Source organism: Natrinema longum (assembly GCF_017352095.1).
GTDB classification, from domain to species: Archaea; Halobacteriota; Halobacteria; order Halobacteriales; family Natrialbaceae; genus Natrinema; species Natrinema longum.
The window spans coordinates 45,611-63,980 of record NZ_CP071463.1 but is presented as its reverse complement, the minus strand read 5'-3'; the positions used below and the strand labels follow the sequence as shown (position 1 = coordinate 63,980).

Here is an 18,370-nt window from a genome sequence, read left to right as displayed (position 1 = left end):
CGTCCGCGGGGTCGACCGAGCCGTCCGTACGGACCGGCTCGAGCCGCCTGTTCGCGTCGCCGATACTGCCGCGATCGTCGTCGTAAGTGTGTGTCCGTGAGTCATGGATTCAGAGCAGGTACCGCTGTGCGAGGGGGATTTCGTCGGCGGGGTCGCAGGCGACGTGTTCGCCGTCCACCTCGACTTCGAACGTCTGGGCGTCGATCTCGATGTCGTCGGGACAGTGGTCGTTGTGGAGCATGTCGGACTTCCGGACCGACCTGGTCCCCTCGACCGGCCGAACCGGCGTCTGCAGGTCGTAGGCGTCGCCGACGTCGTTCTCGTAGGCGGCGTCGCTGACGAACGACACCGAGAGGGCGTGTTTCGCTCGGCCCTGTGCCCCCGCGCGTTCGCGGCCGATGACCGGTTCGCAGGTCATCAGCGAGCCGTTGGCCTCACCCATCTGGGACCAGACCGGGAAGCCGCCCTTGATCACCGCCTGCGGCTTGATCCCGAAGAAGCCCGGCTCCCACAGCGCGATATCGGCGAGTTTTCCGGGCTCGAGCGAGCCGACGTAGTCGTCGATCCCCGCGGTGATAGCGGGGTTGATCGTGTACTTCGCGACGTAGCGCTTGATCCGTGCGTTGTCGGCGTCGGTCCCAGCGTCGGCCTCGAGGGGGCCGCGCTGGGCCTTCATCTTGTGGGCGGTCTGCCACGTTCGACAGACCATCTCGGCCATCCGGCCCATGGCCTGCGAGTCGGTCGTCATCATCGAGATCGCGCCGGTGTCGTGGAGGACGTCCTCCGCGCCCAGCGTCTCCGCACGGATGCGCGACTCGGCGAAGGCGACGTCTTCGGGAACGTCGGGGTTGAGGTGGTGACAGACCATCACCATATCCAGGTGCTCGTCGAACGTGTTCTCGGTGTAGGGCATCGAGGGGTTCGTCGACGACGGCAGCATGTGCTCGTGGCCGATCAACTCGAGGACGTCGGGTGCGTGGCCGCCGCCGGCTCCCTCGATGTGGAAGGTGTGGATCGCGCGGCCGTCGATGGCGTCGAAGGTGTCCTCGACGAAGCCCGACTCGTTTAACGTGTCCGTGTGGATACAGACCTGGACGTCTTCGGCCTCCGCGACCTCGAGGCAGGTGTCGATCGCAGCGGGGGTCGACCCCCAGTCCTCGTGGAGTTTGAGTCCGGCCGCGCCGGCCTCGACCTGCTCGCGCAACGACTCCGGTCGGCTACTGTTACCTTTCCCGTAGAAGCCGACGTTGACCGGCCACTCCTCGGCGGCCTGCAGGAACCGCTGGATGTTCCGCGGACCCGGCGTGCAGGTCGTCGCACCACCGCCGAAGCCGCCGCCGAACATGGTCGTCACTCCCGAGGCGAGGGCGTGTTCGACCAGTTGCGGACTGTTGAAGTGGACGTGAATGTCGAGCGCGCCGGGCGTCGCGATTAGCCCGTCGGCGGGAATAGTGTCGGTGCTCTGCCCGATCACCATGTCCACGCCGTCCATCGTGTCCGGATTGCCCGCCTTGCCGACGCCGACGATTTTTCCGTTTCGGACGCCGATATCGCCCTTTCGAATCCCCAGAACGGGGTCGATGATTACGACGTTCGTAAAGGCCCAGTCGAGCGTGCCCTCGGCCTGTGTCGTCCCCGACTGCATCCCCATCCCGTCGCGCATCGTCTTTCCGCCGCCGAAGACCGCCTCCTCGCCGGGAACGCCGTGATCGCGCTCGATCTTCGCCAGCAGGTTCGTATCGCCGAGTCGGAGTCGGTCGCCTTCGGTCGGGCCGAACAGTTCCGTGTACTCCGTCCGCGGCAGGTCGCGGCTCATTCGTCGCCCTCCGAGACGTAGCCCTGCTTTCGAGCGCGCTCGAGCGCGGTCGCTTTCACGTCCTCGTCGTCCAGTTCGCCGCCGACCAGCCCGCCCATTCCGTGGACGATCCGATCGCCGGCGATATCGACGAGATCGACGTCGCGTTCACAGCCCGGTTCGAACCTGATCGCCGTGCCCGCCGGGATGTCCAGCCGAGTTCCGTACGCGGCCTCGCGGTCGAACGCGAGGCCGGGATTGACCTCGAAGAAGTGAAAGTGCGAACCGACCTGGACGGGGCGGTCGCCGGTGTTCTCGACCGTGACGGTCGCCGTCGGCCGCCCCTCGTTTATCCGCACCGGTTCGGCTGCCGGGAGTAGTTCCCCCGGAACGAACTCGGTCATTCGCCGATCACTCCGAGCACGTTGCCGGAGATCGTCGTAAAACGAATTTTCATCACAGCTCGTATAATGCGGACAGAGGCCGTAAATACATACGCGGACAACAATATTTGCGAAAAAGTATCCATTCTTCGTTCTATATCGGAATTTAGTGCCGTGTCCCCACTCACGGTCTAGAAGGCCATACTAGGATTGGACATCTATCCTCTAATTCGATGGAAAAAGGGAATGTAGCAAGCACTGAACTAGCTATCACCTGTCCCAAGAAAACCGAGATGGCTGGCGCTCGGGAACGTCGGCCGTCGGCTGGCGTGAGGATTCGGTCTCGTTCGAACGAACACTAATGGCGCATCGACCGATAGGAAGTGCTAATGGCACGACTCAACCGGCTCACCGTGTATCCGGTCAAAGGGCTGGACGGCATCGAACTCGAGACGGCGGCGATACGCGAGGGCGGGACGATCGCCCACGATCGGGAGTTCGCGCTGTTCGACGCGGACGGCGACGTTTTCAACGGCAAACGATCCGATCGCGTCCACGCCCTCGACACCGGGTTCGATCCGGCGACGAGTGCACTCACCGTCGAGACCCCCGACGGGGAGACGGCGTCGTTCGACCTCGATGCCGACCGTGAGCGCGCAGCCGCCTGGTTCAGCGACGTTTTCGAGACGACGCTCTCCCTCGAGCGGGACGAGTCGCTGGGGTTCGTCGATCGACGCGAGATGGGGCCATCCGTGATCAGTACGGCGACGCTCGAGACCCTCGCGTCCTGGTTCGAGGACGTGACCGTCGAGGGAGCACGGCGACGGCTGCGGGCGAACGTCGAGGTCGGTGGCGTCGATCCCTTCTGGGAGGACCGATTCGTCGGCGAGGACGCGCCGTCGTTCGCGATCGGCGACGTCCGGTTCGACGGTGTGACGCCCTGTGGCCGCTGTGTCGTCCCGCAACGCGATCCCGACACGGGAGAACCGACCGAGAAATTCCGGGAACGGTTCGTCCGGAAGCGTGAGGAAACGTTCCCCGAGTGGGCCGACGCGGCCGCGTTCGACCACTACTATACGCTGATGATCATCACGCGCGTTCCCGAGGCCCACCGCGGCGGGACGCTCCGCGTCGGCGATCCGGTCGAGATCGAGAACTAGTGATCGATTCCGGGGCGCTGGAACGTCGTTTCGGCCCCGTCGGCGTCGTCTGCCGCCCCGGCGAGCGCCTTCTCGAGTTCGGGTGCGGCCAGCACCTCGTTTCGATCGGGCTCTCCGGGCCGCCGGAAGTAGTAGGTATCCGCACAGCCGGCGACCAGTTCCGAGAGCCGTCGATCTTCGTCGTGGACGACCGATACGAGGTCACCCGTCACCGCGATCAACACCGCGTCGTCGGGTTTGTAGAGCGCGTCTCTGAGTTCGTGGACGGTACTGTCGGTCGGTAGCTCGAGAGTGACCCCGTCGACGGTCGCCCATCGCGTCTCCATGGCTGCCCGTTCGAGCGTAACGATCTATACGGTTGTGCCCGCAGATACAGGCCACTGGATGCCGTCGAACGGAGCGACGATGTCGGGAACCTGGACTCGGGACGACCGATGCCTGGAACTGGTGATCGATTTCAGGAAACGCTTAGGGTATCGCGCTCGATACCCCCGAACGTGAGCGAGAATCGCGTCGTTCAGGGGCGAATGGTGACGGCCGAAAAACTCGCGGAGCTCGTCGAAGGTGACTCCGTGATGGAAGTCGATTCGATCGAGGAGGCCGACAGGAAGTGCCCGGAGTGTGGCAGTAACGTGTTGCAGGTGACCTACATGCCGTCGGTCACCGAACTCGTCACCGGCTGGAAGTGCCAGGAGTGTGATTGGAGCGAGGACGACCGGGACTGATCGTCGCCGCGATCGCCTCGAAACCGGCGCGTTTCTGCCCAGCACCGCTCGTCGAGTAGCGAATCTTGCGCCGGTCACTTCGAACCCGGCACCACCCTCGGTCCCGTCACTCACCCGACGGTCCCAGCCGTGGGCAACAATCCGTTCGTCGGATCGATGCCCGACGAGGGAAGCCGCGTCTCACGTCGACCCGTTCGTCACCAGACCAGCCACTCGAGGACGACGACGACGGCGGCGAGGAAGACGTGTTCGCCGTCGACGACGAACCCGTAGTACAGCGGGCCGCGATCGGGGGTCGCGAACGGGATGTAGAGACAGACGTAGGCGTTCATCGCGAGGACGACGAGGAACTCCTGTGAGAGCGTCCCGAAGCCGACGAGAGCGACGACACCCGCAGCGACAGCGACGGTCGCGACCAGGGACAGGAGTCGGGTCCGCCGCGGGCCGTAGCGGTTGGGTATCGTCGGAATCCCCTCGGAACGGTCGCCCTGGATGTCCTTGACGTCGAAGATCACCGCAGCGATGGTGATCATGATCGTGATGTAGGCGAACAGGAACAGGATCTCGTGGGCGAGCAGTCGATCGTAGTAGTAGCCCACGCCCAGCGGGATCGCGCCCCAGGCGAAGCCGACGACGAGGTTCTTGACGAGAAAGAGTTGCTTGACGCCGCCGACGGAATACAGGAAAACGACGACCAGCGGGAGAAGCATGTACACCACACCGGCCAGTCCGAGCGCGACGCCGACCCCGATCGCAGCGACGTAGAGAACGATACCGAACGTCAACCAGAACCGACCGTATCGCTTCGTAAACGCCGCACGTTGCGGGACGTTCTGCTCGTCCTCCTCGAGGTCGGTAAATCGGTTGACGGTGTAGACGAATACCGTGGCCGCGAAGACGATGAAAAGCGGCACCGGCTCGAGGGGAAGGTCCGCGAGGAGGACGGTCGTCACGGCGACGCTAACCGTCGCCAGCGAAATGAAAAGGTTGCTGTGAACCAGAACCCGGAGCGCGTGCTTGACGGATGCCGCCAAACCCGGTGTTCGATGCGGAGCAGTAGAGTTCCTCACAGCGAGTTGGCCTCGTGTGAGACGTTGGGAGAGCCCACGTTTGAATGCTGTGTCGGGTTCCCAACCCCGATCTCGCTCGAGGGAACCCGGGGCGTCACGATCGCTCGAGGGAACTGCCGCCGATCGACCGTCGGCCCCGAAATCGCGTCTCGACTCAGTCAGCAACTGGAAAATCGACTAGTCGTGGCGGGGAGTTGGGGCCGAGTTCGGATGTGCGGGTACGTCACACCCACCTTCAGTTGAGAACCCACACAAAGAAGGGTGGACGGAACACAGTCCGGTACTGACGAACCCGGAGTAGTTGATACACGTCGATGGATATCCCGTGGCGAGTGGAAACTGGCAGGATTTAAGCAAGGGCGGCACGCCCGTTTGAATGGCATGAAATTACACGAGTATCAGGCGAAGGGCGTCTTCGCCGATGCCGGGATTCCGACGCCGGATTCGAAGCTCGCTTCGGACGTCGACGGCGTCGTCGACGCGGCGGAGGAAATCGGGTATCCAGTCGCGGTGAAAGCGCAGGTACAGGTCGGCGGCCGGGGGAAGGCCGGCGGGATCAAACTCGTCGAGGACGCGGACGAGGCTCGGGACGCGGCCGACTCGATCCTCGGCATGGATCTGAAGGGGTATCACGTCGATCGCGTCCTCGTCGAGGAAGCGGTCGACTTCGTGAACGAACTCTACGTCGGGATCACGATGGATCGGGGCGAAGGCAAACCCGTCGCGATGGTCTCGACCAAAGGCGGGGTCAACATCGAAGAGGTCGCCGAGGAAGACCCCGACGCGATCGCCCGCGAACACATCGACCCCTCCTTCGGGATGCATCCCTATCAGGCCCGCAAGGCCGTCTACGACGCTGGCGTCGATCAGTCGGTCGCGCGCGACGTCTCGAGCGTTCTCACGACGCTCTATCAGCTCTGGGACGACAAGGACGGTGCCGACGCCGAGATCAACCCGCTGATGGTCACGGCCGACGACGAGGTCATCGCGGCCGACGCCGTGATGAACATCGACGAGGACGCGCTGTTCCGCCAGCCCGAACTCGCCGAGATGGAAGAGGAAGCGGCCGGCGGCGACGAACTCGAGCAGAAGGCCGACGAGTACGGCTTCGACTACGTCCGACTGGACGGTAACGTCGGCATCATCGGCAACGGTGCGGGGCTCGTGATGACGACGCTCGACCTGGTCGACTACTACGGCGGCGAACCCGCCAACTTCCTCGACGTGGGTGGCGGCGCGAAGGCCGCCCGCATCGCGAACGCGCTCGATATGGTGTTCTCCGACGACAACGTCGATTCGGTCGTCTTCAACATCTTCGGCGGGATCACGCGCGGCGACGAGGTCGCCCGCGGGATCAACGAAGCGCTCGAGCAGTTCGACGAGATCCCCAAGCCGGTCGTCGTCCGACTGGCCGGGACCAACTGGGAGGAGGGCATGGAGATTCTGAACGAGGACCTCGTGACGGTCGAACAGACCCTCGAGGACGCGGTCCAGCGTGCCGTCGAGTACGCTGGGGAGGTGAACGACCAATGAGCGTACTAGTCGACGACGACACGCGCGTCGTGGTACAGGGCATCACCGGTGGGGAAGGCAAGTTCCACGCCGAGCAGATGATGGAGTACGGGACCGACGTCGTCGCCGGCGCGGTCCCCGGTAAGGGCGGGCAGGAAGTCAGCGGCGTTCCCGTCTACGACACGGTCCACGAAGCGGTCGACGAGGAGAACGCGGACACGTCCGTGATCTTCGTCCCGCCGGCCTTTGCCGGCGATGCGGTCTTCGAATCGCTCGACTCCGGTCTCGACCTCGCGGTCGCGATTACCGAAGGAATTCCGACCCAGGACATGGCGCGGGTCAACAAGCGCCTCTCCGAGACGGACACCCGCCTCATCGGCCCGAACTGTCCCGGCCTCATCACGCCCGGCGAGGCCAAACTGGGCATTCTCCCCGGCAACATCTTCGCCGAGGGCAACGTCGGACTCGTCTCCCGATCGGGAACGCTGACCTATCAGGTCGTCGATAGCCTGACCAACCGTGGTATCGGACAGACCACGGCCATCGGTATCGGCGGCGACCCGATCATCGGGACGGACTTCGTCGACGCCCTCGAACTGTTCGAGGACGACCCCGACACCGACGCCATCGTCATGTGCGGTGAGATCGGTGGGGAAGACGAGGAGGAAGCGGCCGCGTTCATCGACGACTACGTCGACACGCCGGTCGCCGGCTTCATCGCCGGCCGCACGGCCCCGCCAGGAAAGCGAATGGGCCACGCCGGCGCAATCGTCTCCGGTTCCGGGACCGGGACCGCCGAGAGCAAGATCTCGGCGCTCAACGACGCCGGCGTCCCCGTCGGCGACACCCCCGAGGAAGTCGCCGACCACATCGAAGAGTTCCTCGCGTAACTCCCGCGAGCGAACTCGCGGGCGATCCGTCGCTCGCATCGTTCGCTATCGTCGCAGTTTTCGACCCGCGTTTCGATCCTGACCGTCGCTCCGACACGAACGACAGGAGCCCGCACGCTCGCTCGCTTGCCGGCCGATCATGTGCCTGGCTACCGTGGGCTCGACTGCGATGCCAGTCTCCCTCGAGTGTGACGGCTGCGGGTCCGAGCAGACGATTCCCGACCGTCGGGACGATCCGGAAACGGGCGGTACCACCTGTCCCCGTTGCGGTGAGAAACCGTTCACCGTTCGCCGAAACGGACTCGGGTGGCATCCCGACTCGTGATCGAGGTCACGGTCCATGACGTGAATTGCGGAAAACAGGCGGGCATCCGGGCCACGAGGAGCGTCTGACGAACGCCGCGATCCGTTCCGAGGCGTCCGGCTGGCCGGAGAGCAGCGGGCCGGTCAGAACAGGCCCCGAAGCCTCGACCACAGCCGACCGAGGAATCCCGACGGTTCCTCGTCGGCCGTCGTGGATTGCTCGTCGTCTCCAGCGTCGACGTCGCTCTCCGTCTCGTCGTCTCCGGTGTCATCGGTCTCCCTCTCAGCCACGGGCTCGTCCGAGTCGATGTCCGGAGTCGAGTCCGTCACACCCTCCTCGCTCGAAACGGCGGGACTCGAGTTCCGTGCCGTCTCGCCGTCGGCGTCCGGCTCGGTCTCCGGTGGCTGCTCGCTGGCCGTCCCGTGAGGATCGTCCGTTCCAGGACGCTCGTCGATGCGTTCGGATTCGGTCGCGTCGTCCGTCCCAGGGTCCGTCCCGGTGGCGTCGGGCTCGTCCGGCTCGTCCGTCTCAGCGCCCGTGTCGCTTCCTTCGTCCGGTTCGTCCGTCTCGACCCAGAGGAACTCCTCGTCTTTCGTGCGACCGGTGAGCAGGAACTCCGTCAGTTCGTCGTCGTCGGCCAACAATTCGTCGTCGACGGGCGTTGCCGGTGTGGGTGCCGGTTCGTCCACACTCGCGATGATATCGTCCGGCGTCTCGTCGGCGAGAACGTCGTCGGCGTCCCCGTCGGTCCCGCCAGCACGGAGTTGGTCGAAGACGTCGGCTGCCGTCTGGTCCTCGACTCCGTCGGCGTCCCCCTCCCCGGTCTCGTCGCCGTCCGTCGTTTCGGTCCGGTGGTCACCGCCGGAGTCGGTTTCCTCGAGTTCCTCGAACAGGGCGTCGATGCTCGAGTCTACCTCGAGTGGGGCGTCGGCCGGGGGCTCCGTTGTACTCTCTGTCATGGCCCGTTTTCTGCTAGTGGATTATCACACGACTTTAATTTTTGCAATTTTTCCGGCTATAGTCGATACTAGTAGTGTCATATTAGCGTACTGGCCGCTAGCCGGTAATAGCGGTTGGAACGGTTGACAAACGTCTAGAATACGCACTGGAACGGTGGAAGATAGCACAATTTTGGGTCAGAGGAGATTTCTCCCGCTGATCTCCCCGTCGTGGGAATCTTTCGGTCCCCGATTCGGAACGAACGTTCCTCACTGGTGCCATCGCGGTCGACCACTACGCCGACGACTATTCGATTCCCGTTCGCCACTGGGGGAGCTTCTACGCCGTGTTGACGTTCGGAGTCGTCTTCGGGGCGTGGTCTCCCCTGCTCCGAGCGTTCTTCGCTCGGCAGCGATAGCGGTGGGATCGGTGTATCAATCGTTTCATACGGTTTCCTGTAAGTCATTGCCGGTGGGACCAGAACCACCCTGCGGTCCCACCGGTAAATCGTTACAGGAAACCGTATCAGGAGCTGCTACTGCTGGTCGACGGTGTCCGATCGACGAAGTCGACGATTCGCCTCGCGATTCTCTCGCCGGCGTCTTCCTGCAGGAAGTGTGCGGCTTCGTCGATCCAGACGTCGGGTTGCTCGCTCGCAGTCGGAACGAGTTCGCGCAACGGATCGCGGTTGTCGGCCGTGATCGGATCGTGCTCGGCGAAGAGGACGAACGCCGGCTTCTCCCACTCGGCGAGTCGATCCCGGGCGTCCGCGAACAGCTCTGCCCCGGGATCGTCGGGTGACTGTGGTACCAGCCCCGGAAACGTCCGAGCACCTGCCATGTATCGTTCGTCCGGGAACGGCGCACGGTAGGCGTCGACCACGTCCGCGGAGAGCTCACGGTAACAGCCGTTTTCGACGAGGTCGCCGATATCCAATTCCTCGGCGGTCGCCACCATCTCGGCGAACGCGTGCCAGGTCTCGGTCATCTCCTGTGTGCCGTCCGGAAGGCCGGTGTTCATCGGGACCAGACGGGCGAACCGCTCGGGCTGATTCGCCGCCAACGAGAGCCCCAACAGTCCACCCCAGTCCTGGCAGACCAGCGTGACGTTCGTCAACTCGAGTTCCTCGACGAACGTCCGGAGCGCGTCGTAATGCATCTCGACGGTGTACTCCTCGCGGTCCTCGTACCTGTCGGATCGCCCGCATCCGATCAGATCGGGCACGACCACGCGGCCGCGCTCGGCGAGGATGGGCATCATCTTCCGGTAGAGGAACGACCACGTCGGTTCGCCGTGCAGACAGAGGAACGTTTCGTCGCCCCCGTCGGCGCTCTCATCACCGGTTTCGACGTACGCCATGTCCAGCTCGCCGACGCTTACGTACTGTGGGTCGTAGTCGAAATCCGGCACGTCCTCGAATCGTTCCGCTGGGACACTAACAACCATACGACACGGTACCGTATACCATTACACAAACGTTGGGGAACCGAGATGAACTAGTTATCCGTTGGTGGAATCGGGTGGCCGGCAGGCCCCATGTGATTCCGTCCGACTGCCTCGAGGCCCGCGGTGTCGACGCCGCGTACCGACCGGTCGACCGAAACGACCATCCAAAAACATTATATTTCCGTTAACCACATTCGGGAGTGTGGTTTACGAGACTGGAAACGAGACGGTCGACGACGCACTCGAGCAGGTCATGGCCGGGGAGCGGCTCGATCGGACGGACGGGCTCGCGTTGATGGCCCAACCGGTCGAGGCGCTCGCGGAGGCCGGCGCGACCGTGCGCGATCACTTCGGTGACGGCACGGTCGACGCCTGCTCGATCGTCAACGCGAAGGCGGGCAACTGCGCGGAGGACTGTGGGTTCTGTGCCCAGTCGGTCCACTTCGACACCGGCATCGACACCTACGGCTTCCTCGGTCCGGAGAAGATCCTCGAGGCCGCCAAGCGTGCGGAGGCCGACGGGGCCCAGCGGTTCGGGATCGTCGTCGCCGAGAAGGGTGTCTCGAAGGAACACCGGCCCGAAGAGTGGGCGGAGGTCCTCGAATCCATTCGGCTCGTCCGTGACGAGTGCGACCTCGAGGTCGACGCTTCCCTCGGGATTCTCACCGAGGAGGAGGCCGCGATCCTCGCCGAGGAGGGGATCAATCACTACAATCACAACATCGAGACCTCCCCGAATTACTTCCCCGAGATCGTCGAGAGCCACAGGTTCGAAGACCGGGTCCGGACCCTCGAGGTCGCCAAGGAGGCCGGCATGGACCTCTGTGCGGGCGTGATCCTCGGGATGGGCGAGACGCCGACCGACCGGGTCGAGGCCGCGATCGCCCTGCAGGACATCGGGATCTCCTCGCTGCCGGTCAACGTCCTCAACCCGGTCGCCGGGACGCCGCTGGCCGAGCGAGGAGTCGACATCAGCACCGAAGAGATCGTCAAGACGGTCGCGGTGTACAAACTGCTCCACCCCGATTCGCGGGTCCGCCTGACCGGCGGCCGCGAGGTCAACCTCGAGCCCGACGAGCAGCACCTGCCGCTGGAAGCCGGCGCGGACGGGCTCCTCACCGGGGACTACCTCACGACCGAGGGCCAGTCGCCCGGCGACGACATCGAAATCATCGAGCGCGCGGGGCTGGAGCCGAACATGGACACCAACGAGTTCGATCCCGAGGAAGTCAAGGCCCGCCACAGCGGCGCTGTGGAATCGTCGACCGACGGAACGGCGAGTACGGGTGCGGAACCGAGCGACGACTAGTCACGCGAATCTAACAACAAACCAACAAACATGGACGAAATCACGTTTGCGGTACTCGGAACCGGCGGTATCGGCCGACGAGCATTCGAAGTGAGCCAGCACAAGGACGCGTTGACGCCCGTCGCGGCGTGTGACCGCCACGGCGTCGCCGTCGACTTCGACGGCCTCGACGTCGACGAACTGCTCGCGGCGACGGAAGGGAATATCGACAACGAGGTCGCGACCGATGGAGGGACGGGTGCAACTGCAGCCGAAAGCGGCGTCAAACAACACGGTGAACGGAAGGGCGTCGTCGCCTCGAGCCAGGCTCGACGCAGTGAAGATCCGATTCAGGATATCATCGACCACGGCGACCGGATCGACGCCGTCTTGCTCGCCCTGCCGAACTACGAGCACGACTTCATTCCCCGAACCGCCGACCGCTTCGCCGAGGGGGACTACTCCGGGGTCATGATCGACGTGCTCAAGCGCTCGCGCGTGATCGACATGCTCGACGATCGCAGCGACGAGTTCGAGGACGCCGGCATCACCTTCATCTGTGGCGCGGGCGCGACGCCCGGGCTGCTCACCGGTGCGGCGGCGCTTGCGGCCCAGTCGTTCGTCGAGGTCACGTCCGTCGACATCTGGTGGGGCGTCGGCCTCAAGTCCGGCTACGAGGACAATCGCGGGACGGTCCGCGAGGACATCGCCCACCTCCCCGAGTACGACATCGAGACCGCCCGCGAACTCTCCGAGGACGAGATCGAAGCGATCATCGACGACCACGACGGCGTCATCGAGTTCGAGGACATGGAACACGCCGACGACGTCCTCCTCGAGCGCGCGGGCGTCTGCGACGCCGAGGACGTCGCGGTCGGCGGGATCCTCGACGTGCGCAACGACGAGAAGCCGACGACGACCACGGTTCGCGTGACCGGCCGGACCTTCGACGGCGAGACGGCGACGAACACCTTCCAGCTCGGCGACGAAACGAGTATGGAAGCCAACGTCAACGGCCCCGCGCTGGGCTACCTGAAAGCCGGCGTGCGGCGGAATCGCGCCGGCGAATACGGCGTGTTCGGACCGGCCGATCTGATGCCCGGCTTCTGAGCCGCCCGCGCCGATACCGTCCACGCGACTCTTCTATGAGTGCCTCACCAGAATACCCGAAACGGCCACGTATCGATCGGCTCGAGCCGAGAGCGAGCCGAATCAGCCGTGCGACCGGAATCGTGAGAGTCAAACCGTGGCACTGAGTCCGTTTAGGCGAATGGCCGACCGCGGGTTCGACCTCGAGGACCGACTCGAAACCCTCGAGGATGACGATTTGAAACGTTCGTTATCGCCCGTCGATCGGGTCGCCGAGCGCGGCTACTTCGCCGACCCCTCCGGCGGCGACCTGCCAGTCCTCGACTCGGCCGAGGCGCTGGTCTTCGCGTCGAACAACTATCTGGGATTGACCGACGATCAGCGGGTACAGGACGCGGCTCGGGGGGCCGCCGCGACCGTCGGAACGGGTGCCGGCGCGAGTCGGCTCGTCACCGGCGACACGCTGGTCCACCGCGACCTCGAACGGCTACTCACCGAGGTCAAGGGGACCGATCGCGCGCTGACCTTTTCCTCCGGGTACGCCGCGAACCTCGGGACGATCACTGCCCTCGAGCCGGACGTCGTCTTCTCGGACGAACTCAATCACGCGAGTATCATCGACGGCTGTCGGCTCGCGGACACCGACACCGTCGTCTACGACCACTGTGACGCCGCGAGCCTGCGATCGAAGCTCGAGGAACGCGCCCGAACGGCTGCCCAGGACGGTCGAGACCCGGACGCGGAATCGTGGCTGATCGTCACCGACTCGGTGTTCAGTATGGACGGGACCGTCGCCCCGCTCGCTGCCATCTGCGACGCCGCCGAGGAGTTCGGTGCGTGGGTGATGGTCGACGAGGCCCACGCGACGGGGCTCTACGCCAACGGCGGCGGCGTCGTTCAGGCGGAGGGGCTCGAGGACCGCGTCCAGGTGCAGATGGGGACGCTCTCGAAGGCCCTGGCGAGTCAGGGCGGCTACGTCGCCGGCAGCGCGGCGTTGATCGACTGTCTGATCAACGACGCGCGGTCGTTCGTCTTCTCGACCGGCCTCACGCCGCCGGCCGCTGCGGCCGCCAGCGAGGCGCTGCACGTCGCCCGTCACAGCGACGTGCGAGACCAGCTCTGGGAGAACGTCGCCCACCTCCGCGACGGCCTCGAGTCGATGGGGTTCGAGGTCTGGGGCGACTCGCAGATCCTCCCGGTGGTCGTTGGCGACCGGACAGACGCGATCGCACTCGCCGATGGGATCCGGGAGCGTGAGGTCGTCGTCCCGGCGATCCGGCCACCAACCGTCCCGGAGGGAACGAGTCGTCTTCGCGTCGTGCCGATGGCTACGCACGATCAGGACGACATCATCACCTGTCTCGAGGCCTTCCAGGCGGCGGGCGAGGAGGTTGGGGTACTGTGACTGGGACCCAGCCGATCGCCGTGGTCGGGACCGGGACCGGCGTCGGGAAGACGGTTATTACGGCCGGGCTGACACACATGCTCCGGGACGCCGGCCACGAGGCACGAGCGATCAAACCGGCCCAGACCGGCCACCCGCCGGACGACGACGCCAAGTTCGTCGCCGCGGCCTGTGACGATCCCGACGCCGCGACCTGTCCACGCTTCCTCGAGCCGGCGCTGGCTCCCCGCGTCGCAGCCGCCGTCGCCGACGAACCGCTCGCGTACGAACGTATCCGCGAGGCCTGCGAACGCGAGATCGAGGCGACGCCGGTCCCGATCGTCGAGGGAATCGGCGGTCTCCGTGTGCCCCTGGCCGGCGACCGTGAAGTGATCGACCTCGTCGCCGACCTCGAGGCCGCGGCGGTCGTCGTCACGCGGTCGGGACTGGGCACCCTCAATCACACCGCGCTCTCGATCGACGCGCTCGAGGCCCGCGGGATCGACGTCCGTGGGATCGTCGTCAACGAGTACGCAGGCGAAACGCTCGCCGAACGGACCAATCCCGACGAACTCGAGCGGATGACCGGCTATTCGGTCGAGACGGTGCCGCCGCTGGCGAACGGTGACGACGGTGAGACGACGCCGCGGGAGTTCGCTGCCGGCGTCAGCGACGCACTCTCGCCGGCGTTGTACGATCGCCTTCCGGTAGAAACGCCTCGGTAACGCTCCGCGTCCACTCAGGCCGACGGCGCTGGTCGCTCTTCGCCGACCGTCGGTCCCTCCCGGTCGATCGAAACCTCGCTCTCCTCCGTCTCGAGTTCGACGAGATAGGAGACCACTTCCGATTTCCGGTGTTCCACCTCGAGGTGGACCCGAAGATCGGTACGGTCGTCGTATCGCTCGGTACAGAGCGGGCAGCCGTGTGGGTCTGTCATTCTGCCGATCACCACGAGGTACTCTCATCGTTCATCGACGTAATAGTGTCGATCAGTCAATAAATAGATGAATCCGTTCGCAACACACCTCGGAGATCGACGCCCGACGGGATCTGCCACCCCCGGATCCTCGGCGGAGCGGGCGGGTCTACATGAAGTCACTCAATCCCGACTGATCGTCGTCCGGTTCGTCGGCCGTCGCCGAATCGTCGGACGCCGATCGGTCACCCGCCGCCGTGGCCGATCGGTCTGGATCGTCGTCTTCCGAGGCCGTAAGCGTCCGTTGCCCGTTCTGGTCGCCGTCTTCTTCGCCGCCGTTTTCCTCCCCGTCGATCGTCTCGTCGGCGTCCGAACGCGAGTCGTCCGGCGTGAAGAAGGCGTTGCCCGAGTGCTCGACCGCTTCCGTGGTTTTCAGTTCGTCGGCGTCCTCGACGATCGACGCGACCTTGTTGGTGTCTTTCCCGCTTCCGGTGACGAACGAGACGTCGGCCTCGTCGAGATCGTAGGCAGCCGCCATGCGGACGGTCAGATCTCGGTTCTTGCAGTGGTGGGTCATCGCCGAGAGGAACGGGAGGATCTCCCGGCGAGCGGTGGCGACGCTTGCACCCTCCCGTTCGGCGATACGTTCGGCGATCGAATCGCGGGTGTTGCGGGTCCCCTTGGTCCGGCCGAGTTTCGACCAGTAGCTCGGCGGGCCATAGCGGGTCCAGCCACCCTTGTCGCCGCGTCTCGAGGCGGCGACGCCGGCGGTCATGTTGTCGGTCGCGTATCGCCAGTAGGAGTAGTCCTGCGTGGCTCGAACCCGGCCCAGCCAGCGGTCGGCGTTCGAGAGGAACTCGTAGGCGTCGGCGAGTTCGGCCCCCTCGTAGTCCTTCGGGACGTTGTCCTCGATCCAGTTGAGCAGGTCGTCGGGCGTCTCGTCGACATCGTAGGAGGCTCGTAGCGCACCTTCGGCGTCTTTCTCTTTGATTAGCTCGTCGAGGAAATCGAAGATCCCCTCGGTGGTGTCGCGCTCGCTCGTCACCACGTCCTCGACGGTCAACCGCTCGGTCTCCTCGGCGACCGCCTGCAGGTCGTTGACCGCCGACCGAAGGTCGCCGCTCGTCGACTCGGCGATCTTCTCGAGGGCTTCCTCCTCGAACGCGACGCCCTCGCGTCGGCAGATGTCCCGCAGCACGGGGACGATCGACCGTTTCGAGACGTCACGGAACTCGATCGTCTCACAGGAGTTGCGCAGCGACTGGCTCATGTCGTAGAACTCGTTTGCCACGAGCACGATGGGCTGGTTGGCGTCCTTGACGACGCGGGTAACCTCCCGCGAGCCGCCGTAGTCGGCGTTGCCGTGGAAGTTGTCCGCCTCGTCTAAGATGACCAGCCGCCGACCCGACTCGCCGCCGGTGAGCGTCCCGCTCTTGGCGGCCTCCCCCGCGATCCGCTCGATGACGTCGGCCCCTCGGCTGTCGCTGGCGTTGAGTTCCATCACCGGCCAGCCCATGTCGTTGGCCAGCGCGTGGGCGGCGGAGGTCTTCCCGACGCCGGGGCTGCCGTGGACGATCACCGACTTCCGGTGGTCGTCCCAGCTTTTAGCCCACTCCTCGAGTTGGTCGCGGGCCTTGTTGTTCCCGCGTACCTCCGACAGCGTCGTCGGGCGGTACGTCTCCGTCCAGTCGGTCATTGGACAGTGGTTGGTGCGAGTCGCGTTTAGTGGTTGCGGAGCGTCACTCCGCAGTTACTGTCGTCAGGTCGAGGCGAGGTGTCGTATTCTCGTCCGTGTCGTCGCTCGAGACGGTAGTCCCACCGGTCGATTCGCCGAGGTGGAGTGCGTCGAACGGGGTGACTCGCGATCCAATTCGGTTCCGAGTATCACGCTCGGAACCGTAGCTCTAAGCGACTGGAACTGCTTCGTTCGGTAATGGCGGAGTTCATCGACCTCGTCACGCGATCGCTCGAGGACGCCACGCGACGCGAGTTCGACCGCCGCGTCGACGAGCAGGCCGATCGTCTCATCGAGGCCCTTCAGGCGGGGCGACTCGACAACCCGAGTTTCGGCCTCGGAATCGAACTCGAGGCCTACGCGGTCGATTCGGACGGACGGCTCGCTCGCGTGCCCGAGGACGTCTTCGACGGCCACTGTGACAAGGAACTCGGGGTACACAACGTCGAGTTCAACACCGAGCCGACGGCGTTCGACGGGGACGGCATCGCTGCGGGGGCGGCGGCGCTCCGGCGGGACTACCGGAACGCACAGCAGGCGGCCGACCGGGCGGGGAGAGCGATCGTTCTGGATGCGATGTGGACGATTCCGCCGTCGAACGGGAGCCACGCGTATCTGGCGGCCGTCGACGAGAGCGAGGGGATGTCGATCGCCGAGAACATGACGCCGTCGCCGCGATATTGTGCGATCGACAACGACGTACTGGCACGAACCGGGGGATCGGTCACCCTCTCGGTGCCGGGCGTCGAGCGTCAGTTCCCGTCGATCCTCTTCGAGTCACTGACGAGTTCGATCCAGCCACACGTCCAGATACCCGACGTCGAGGAGTTCCCACGGTATTACAACACCGCCGTGGGGACGCTCGGCCCGGTCCTCGCGTTGGCGACGAACTCGCCGCTGTTACCGCCGGATCTGTACGACATCGACGATCCCGGTCGCTTGCTCGAGGAGACGTCTCACGAACTCCGGATTCCGGTGTTCGAGCAGTCGATCAACGGGGCATGGGAGAAGGTCCGATTTCCCGAGAAAATACGGCGAACGGCAGCGACGATCGACCGACTCCGCGCCGATCCGACGTGTGCCCCGTTCCTCCGGGAGTGGGTCGGGGACGGCGGCCGCGAGACGTTTCCGGACCTGTTCTGGGAGCTCAATCACAAGCGAGGAACGTATTGGCGGTGGCTCCGCACCGTCGTCGGCGGTCAGCCGGTCGAGCAGGGCGATCGGTGGTCCATTCGCATCGAATATCGCCCGCTTCCCACCCAGCCCACGATCGTCGAAAACGTCGGCCTCCAGTGTCTGGTCGCCGGACTCGTCCACGGCCTGTGTGCGGTCGATCATCCGCTCGCGACCCTCGATCGAGACGCCGCCGAACGGAGCTTCTACGACGCCGTCGAAAACGGACTCGACGCCGACCTCGCGTGGGTTACCGTCGACGGCGACCGAACGACTGACTCGGCCGTGATCTACGACGAACTGTTCGGGTTCGCTCGGCGCGGCCTCCGCGAGCAGGGCGTTCCCGCGGACACGATCGAGGACTATCTCGCACCGCTCGAGGGGCGATGGACCGATCGGGTGACGCCGAGCCAGTGGAAGCTAGATCGTGTCCGCGACCGCCTCGAGGCAGGGCTGGACTTCGAGGAGGCCGTCTTCGAGATGCAAACCGAGTACGTCGACCGGTCGACGAGCGGCGTGCCGGTCGCGCAGTGGTCGTGAGAGGAACGCACCCCTGAATCG

The 18,370-nt window shown here is 65.0% G+C and carries 17 protein-coding genes; 9 read left to right on the top strand and 8 right to left on the bottom strand.

The annotated features are described in order from the left end of the window. Window positions 1-109: 109 nt before the first annotated feature. Together ureC and J0X27_RS00285 are read right to left on the bottom strand one after the other, a co-directional pair. Window positions 110-1,816: an urease subunit alpha gene (gene ureC / locus J0X27_RS00290; RefSeq protein ID WP_207270524.1), complete on the bottom strand. Its 1,707-nt coding sequence runs from the start codon at window positions 1,814-1,816 to the stop codon at window positions 110-112. After that, window positions 1,813-2,199 (bottom strand): urease subunit beta, encoded by a 387-nt coding sequence (locus J0X27_RS00285; RefSeq protein WP_207270523.1) that lies wholly within the window; start codon window positions 2,197-2,199, stop codon window positions 1,813-1,815. The genes ureC and J0X27_RS00285 overlap by 4 nt, the downstream gene beginning before the upstream one ends. A gap of 368 nt (window positions 2,200-2,567) precedes the next feature. Here J0X27_RS00285 and J0X27_RS00280 point away from each other — a divergent pair, with 368 nt between their 5' ends. Beyond that, a complete protein-coding gene (locus J0X27_RS00280) occupies window positions 2,568-3,338 on the top strand; it encodes an MOSC domain-containing protein (protein ID WP_207270522.1) in 771 nt (256 codons plus the stop codon). On the opposite strand, the gene J0X27_RS00275 is transcribed toward J0X27_RS00280, so the two are convergent. Then, window positions 3,335-3,664, bottom strand: a complete 330-nt coding sequence (locus J0X27_RS00275) for a hypothetical protein (RefSeq protein WP_207270521.1) — start codon at window positions 3,662-3,664, stop codon at window positions 3,335-3,337. The genes J0X27_RS00280 and J0X27_RS00275 overlap by 4 nt on opposite strands. 171 nt (window positions 3,665-3,835) lie before the next feature. Here J0X27_RS00275 and J0X27_RS00270 point away from each other — a divergent pair, with 171 nt between their 5' ends. After that, entirely contained in the window at window positions 3,836-4,063 is a 228-nt protein-coding gene (locus J0X27_RS00270) for a DUF5795 family protein (RefSeq protein ID WP_207270520.1), read from the top strand. Window positions 4,064-4,260: 197 nt separating this feature from the next. Here the strand turns inward: J0X27_RS00270 and J0X27_RS00265 are convergent, their stop codons facing one another. Further along, the gene (locus J0X27_RS00265) at window positions 4,261-5,097 is read right to left on the bottom strand and encodes a UbiA family prenyltransferase (RefSeq protein WP_207270519.1); all 837 of its coding nucleotides are present in this window, start codon (window positions 5,095-5,097) and stop codon (window positions 4,261-4,263) included. Between the two features lie 417 nt (window positions 5,098-5,514). On the opposite strand from J0X27_RS00265, the gene sucC reads away from it, so the two are divergent. Together sucC and sucD are read left to right on the top strand one after the other, a co-directional pair. Beyond that, on the top strand, window positions 5,515-6,666 hold the full coding sequence (gene sucC, locus J0X27_RS00260) for an ADP-forming succinate--CoA ligase subunit beta (RefSeq protein ID WP_207270518.1): 1,152 nt from the start codon (window positions 5,515-5,517) through the stop codon (window positions 6,664-6,666). Next, entirely contained in the window at window positions 6,663-7,535 is an 873-nt protein-coding gene (gene sucD, locus J0X27_RS00255; RefSeq protein ID WP_207270517.1) for a succinate--CoA ligase subunit alpha, read from the top strand. Before sucC ends, sucD begins: the two co-directional genes overlap by 4 nt. A 447-nt stretch (window positions 7,536-7,982) precedes the next feature. On the opposite strand, the gene J0X27_RS00250 is transcribed toward sucD, so the two are convergent. Together J0X27_RS00250 and J0X27_RS00245 are read right to left on the bottom strand one after the other, a co-directional pair. After that, the gene (locus tag J0X27_RS00250; RefSeq protein ID WP_207270516.1) at window positions 7,983-8,798 is read right to left on the bottom strand and encodes a hypothetical protein; all 816 of its coding nucleotides are present in this window, start codon (window positions 8,796-8,798) and stop codon (window positions 7,983-7,985) included. 505 nt (window positions 8,799-9,303) lie between these two features. Beyond that, window positions 9,304-10,224, bottom strand: coding sequence for a haloalkane dehalogenase (locus tag J0X27_RS00245; protein ID WP_207270515.1), 921 nt, complete (start codon window positions 10,222-10,224; stop codon window positions 9,304-9,306). A gap of 202 nt (window positions 10,225-10,426) precedes the next feature. On the opposite strand from J0X27_RS00245, the gene bioB reads away from it, so the two are divergent. The 4 genes from bioB (at window position 10,427) to bioD (ending at window position 14,710) form a co-directional block, all read left to right on the top strand. Beyond that, a complete protein-coding gene (bioB, locus tag J0X27_RS00240) occupies window positions 10,427-11,533 on the top strand; it encodes a biotin synthase BioB (RefSeq protein ID WP_207270514.1) in 1,107 nt (368 codons plus the stop codon). Between the two features lie 30 nt (window positions 11,534-11,563). Continuing rightward, window positions 11,564-12,622: a (S)-8-amino-7-oxononanoate synthase BioU gene (gene bioU / locus J0X27_RS00235; RefSeq protein WP_207270513.1), complete on the top strand. Its 1,059-nt coding sequence runs from the start codon at window positions 11,564-11,566 to the stop codon at window positions 12,620-12,622. Window positions 12,623-12,782: 160 nt separating this feature from the next. Next, a complete protein-coding gene (locus tag J0X27_RS00230) occupies window positions 12,783-14,006 on the top strand; it encodes an aminotransferase class I/II-fold pyridoxal phosphate-dependent enzyme (RefSeq protein WP_207270512.1) in 1,224 nt (407 codons plus the stop codon). Continuing rightward, complete coding sequence (gene bioD, locus J0X27_RS00225) at window positions 14,003-14,710, top strand: dethiobiotin synthase (protein WP_207270511.1); 708 nt, start codon at window positions 14,003-14,005, stop codon at window positions 14,708-14,710. Before J0X27_RS00230 ends, bioD begins: the two co-directional genes overlap by 4 nt. A 14-nt stretch (window positions 14,711-14,724) precedes the next feature. Here the strand turns inward: bioD and J0X27_RS00220 are convergent, their stop codons facing one another. Next, complete coding sequence (locus J0X27_RS00220; RefSeq protein ID WP_207270510.1) at window positions 14,725-14,922, bottom strand: hypothetical protein; 198 nt, start codon at window positions 14,920-14,922, stop codon at window positions 14,725-14,727. A 148-nt stretch (window positions 14,923-15,070) separates the two neighbouring features. Further along, window positions 15,071-16,597: a replication factor C large subunit gene (locus J0X27_RS00215; protein WP_207270509.1), complete on the bottom strand. Its 1,527-nt coding sequence runs from the start codon at window positions 16,595-16,597 to the stop codon at window positions 15,071-15,073. A gap of 237 nt (window positions 16,598-16,834) precedes the next feature. Here J0X27_RS00215 and J0X27_RS00210 point away from each other — a divergent pair, with 237 nt between their 5' ends. After that, a complete protein-coding gene (locus J0X27_RS00210; protein ID WP_207270508.1) occupies window positions 16,835-18,349 on the top strand; it encodes a glutamate-cysteine ligase family protein in 1,515 nt (504 codons plus the stop codon). Window positions 18,350-18,370 lie beyond the last annotated feature (21 nt).

Coding starts and splice junctions, on each gene's coding strand:
- ureC (WP_207270524.1), bottom strand. CDS start 1,816: ATGAGCCGCGACCTGCCGCGGACGGAGTACACGGAACTGTTCGGCCCG.
- J0X27_RS00285 (WP_207270523.1), bottom strand. CDS start 2,199: ATGACCGAGTTCGTTCCGGGGGAACTACTCCCGGCAGCCGAACCGGTG.
- J0X27_RS00280 (WP_207270522.1), top strand. CDS start 2,568: ATGGCACGACTCAACCGGCTCACCGTGTATCCGGTCAAAGGGCTGGAC.
- J0X27_RS00275 (WP_207270521.1), bottom strand. CDS start 3,664: ATGGAGACGCGATGGGCGACCGTCGACGGGGTCACTCTCGAGCTACCG.
- sucC (WP_207270518.1), top strand. CDS start 5,515: ATGAAATTACACGAGTATCAGGCGAAGGGCGTCTTCGCCGATGCCGGG.
- sucD (WP_207270517.1), top strand. CDS start 6,663: ATGAGCGTACTAGTCGACGACGACACGCGCGTCGTGGTACAGGGCATC.
- J0X27_RS00250 (WP_207270516.1), bottom strand. CDS start 8,798: ATGACAGAGAGTACAACGGAGCCCCCGGCCGACGCCCCACTCGAGGTA.
- J0X27_RS00245 (WP_207270515.1), bottom strand. CDS start 10,224: ATGGTTGTTAGTGTCCCAGCGGAACGATTCGAGGACGTGCCGGATTTC.
- bioU (WP_207270513.1), top strand. CDS start 11,564: ATGGACGAAATCACGTTTGCGGTACTCGGAACCGGCGGTATCGGCCGA.
- J0X27_RS00230 (WP_207270512.1), top strand. CDS start 12,783: ATGGCCGACCGCGGGTTCGACCTCGAGGACCGACTCGAAACCCTCGAG.
- J0X27_RS00220 (WP_207270510.1), bottom strand. CDS start 14,922: ATGACAGACCCACACGGCTGCCCGCTCTGTACCGAGCGATACGACGAC.
- J0X27_RS00215 (WP_207270509.1), bottom strand. CDS start 16,597: ATGACCGACTGGACGGAGACGTACCGCCCGACGACGCTGTCGGAGGTA.
- J0X27_RS00210 (WP_207270508.1), top strand. CDS start 16,835: ATGGCGGAGTTCATCGACCTCGTCACGCGATCGCTCGAGGACGCCACG.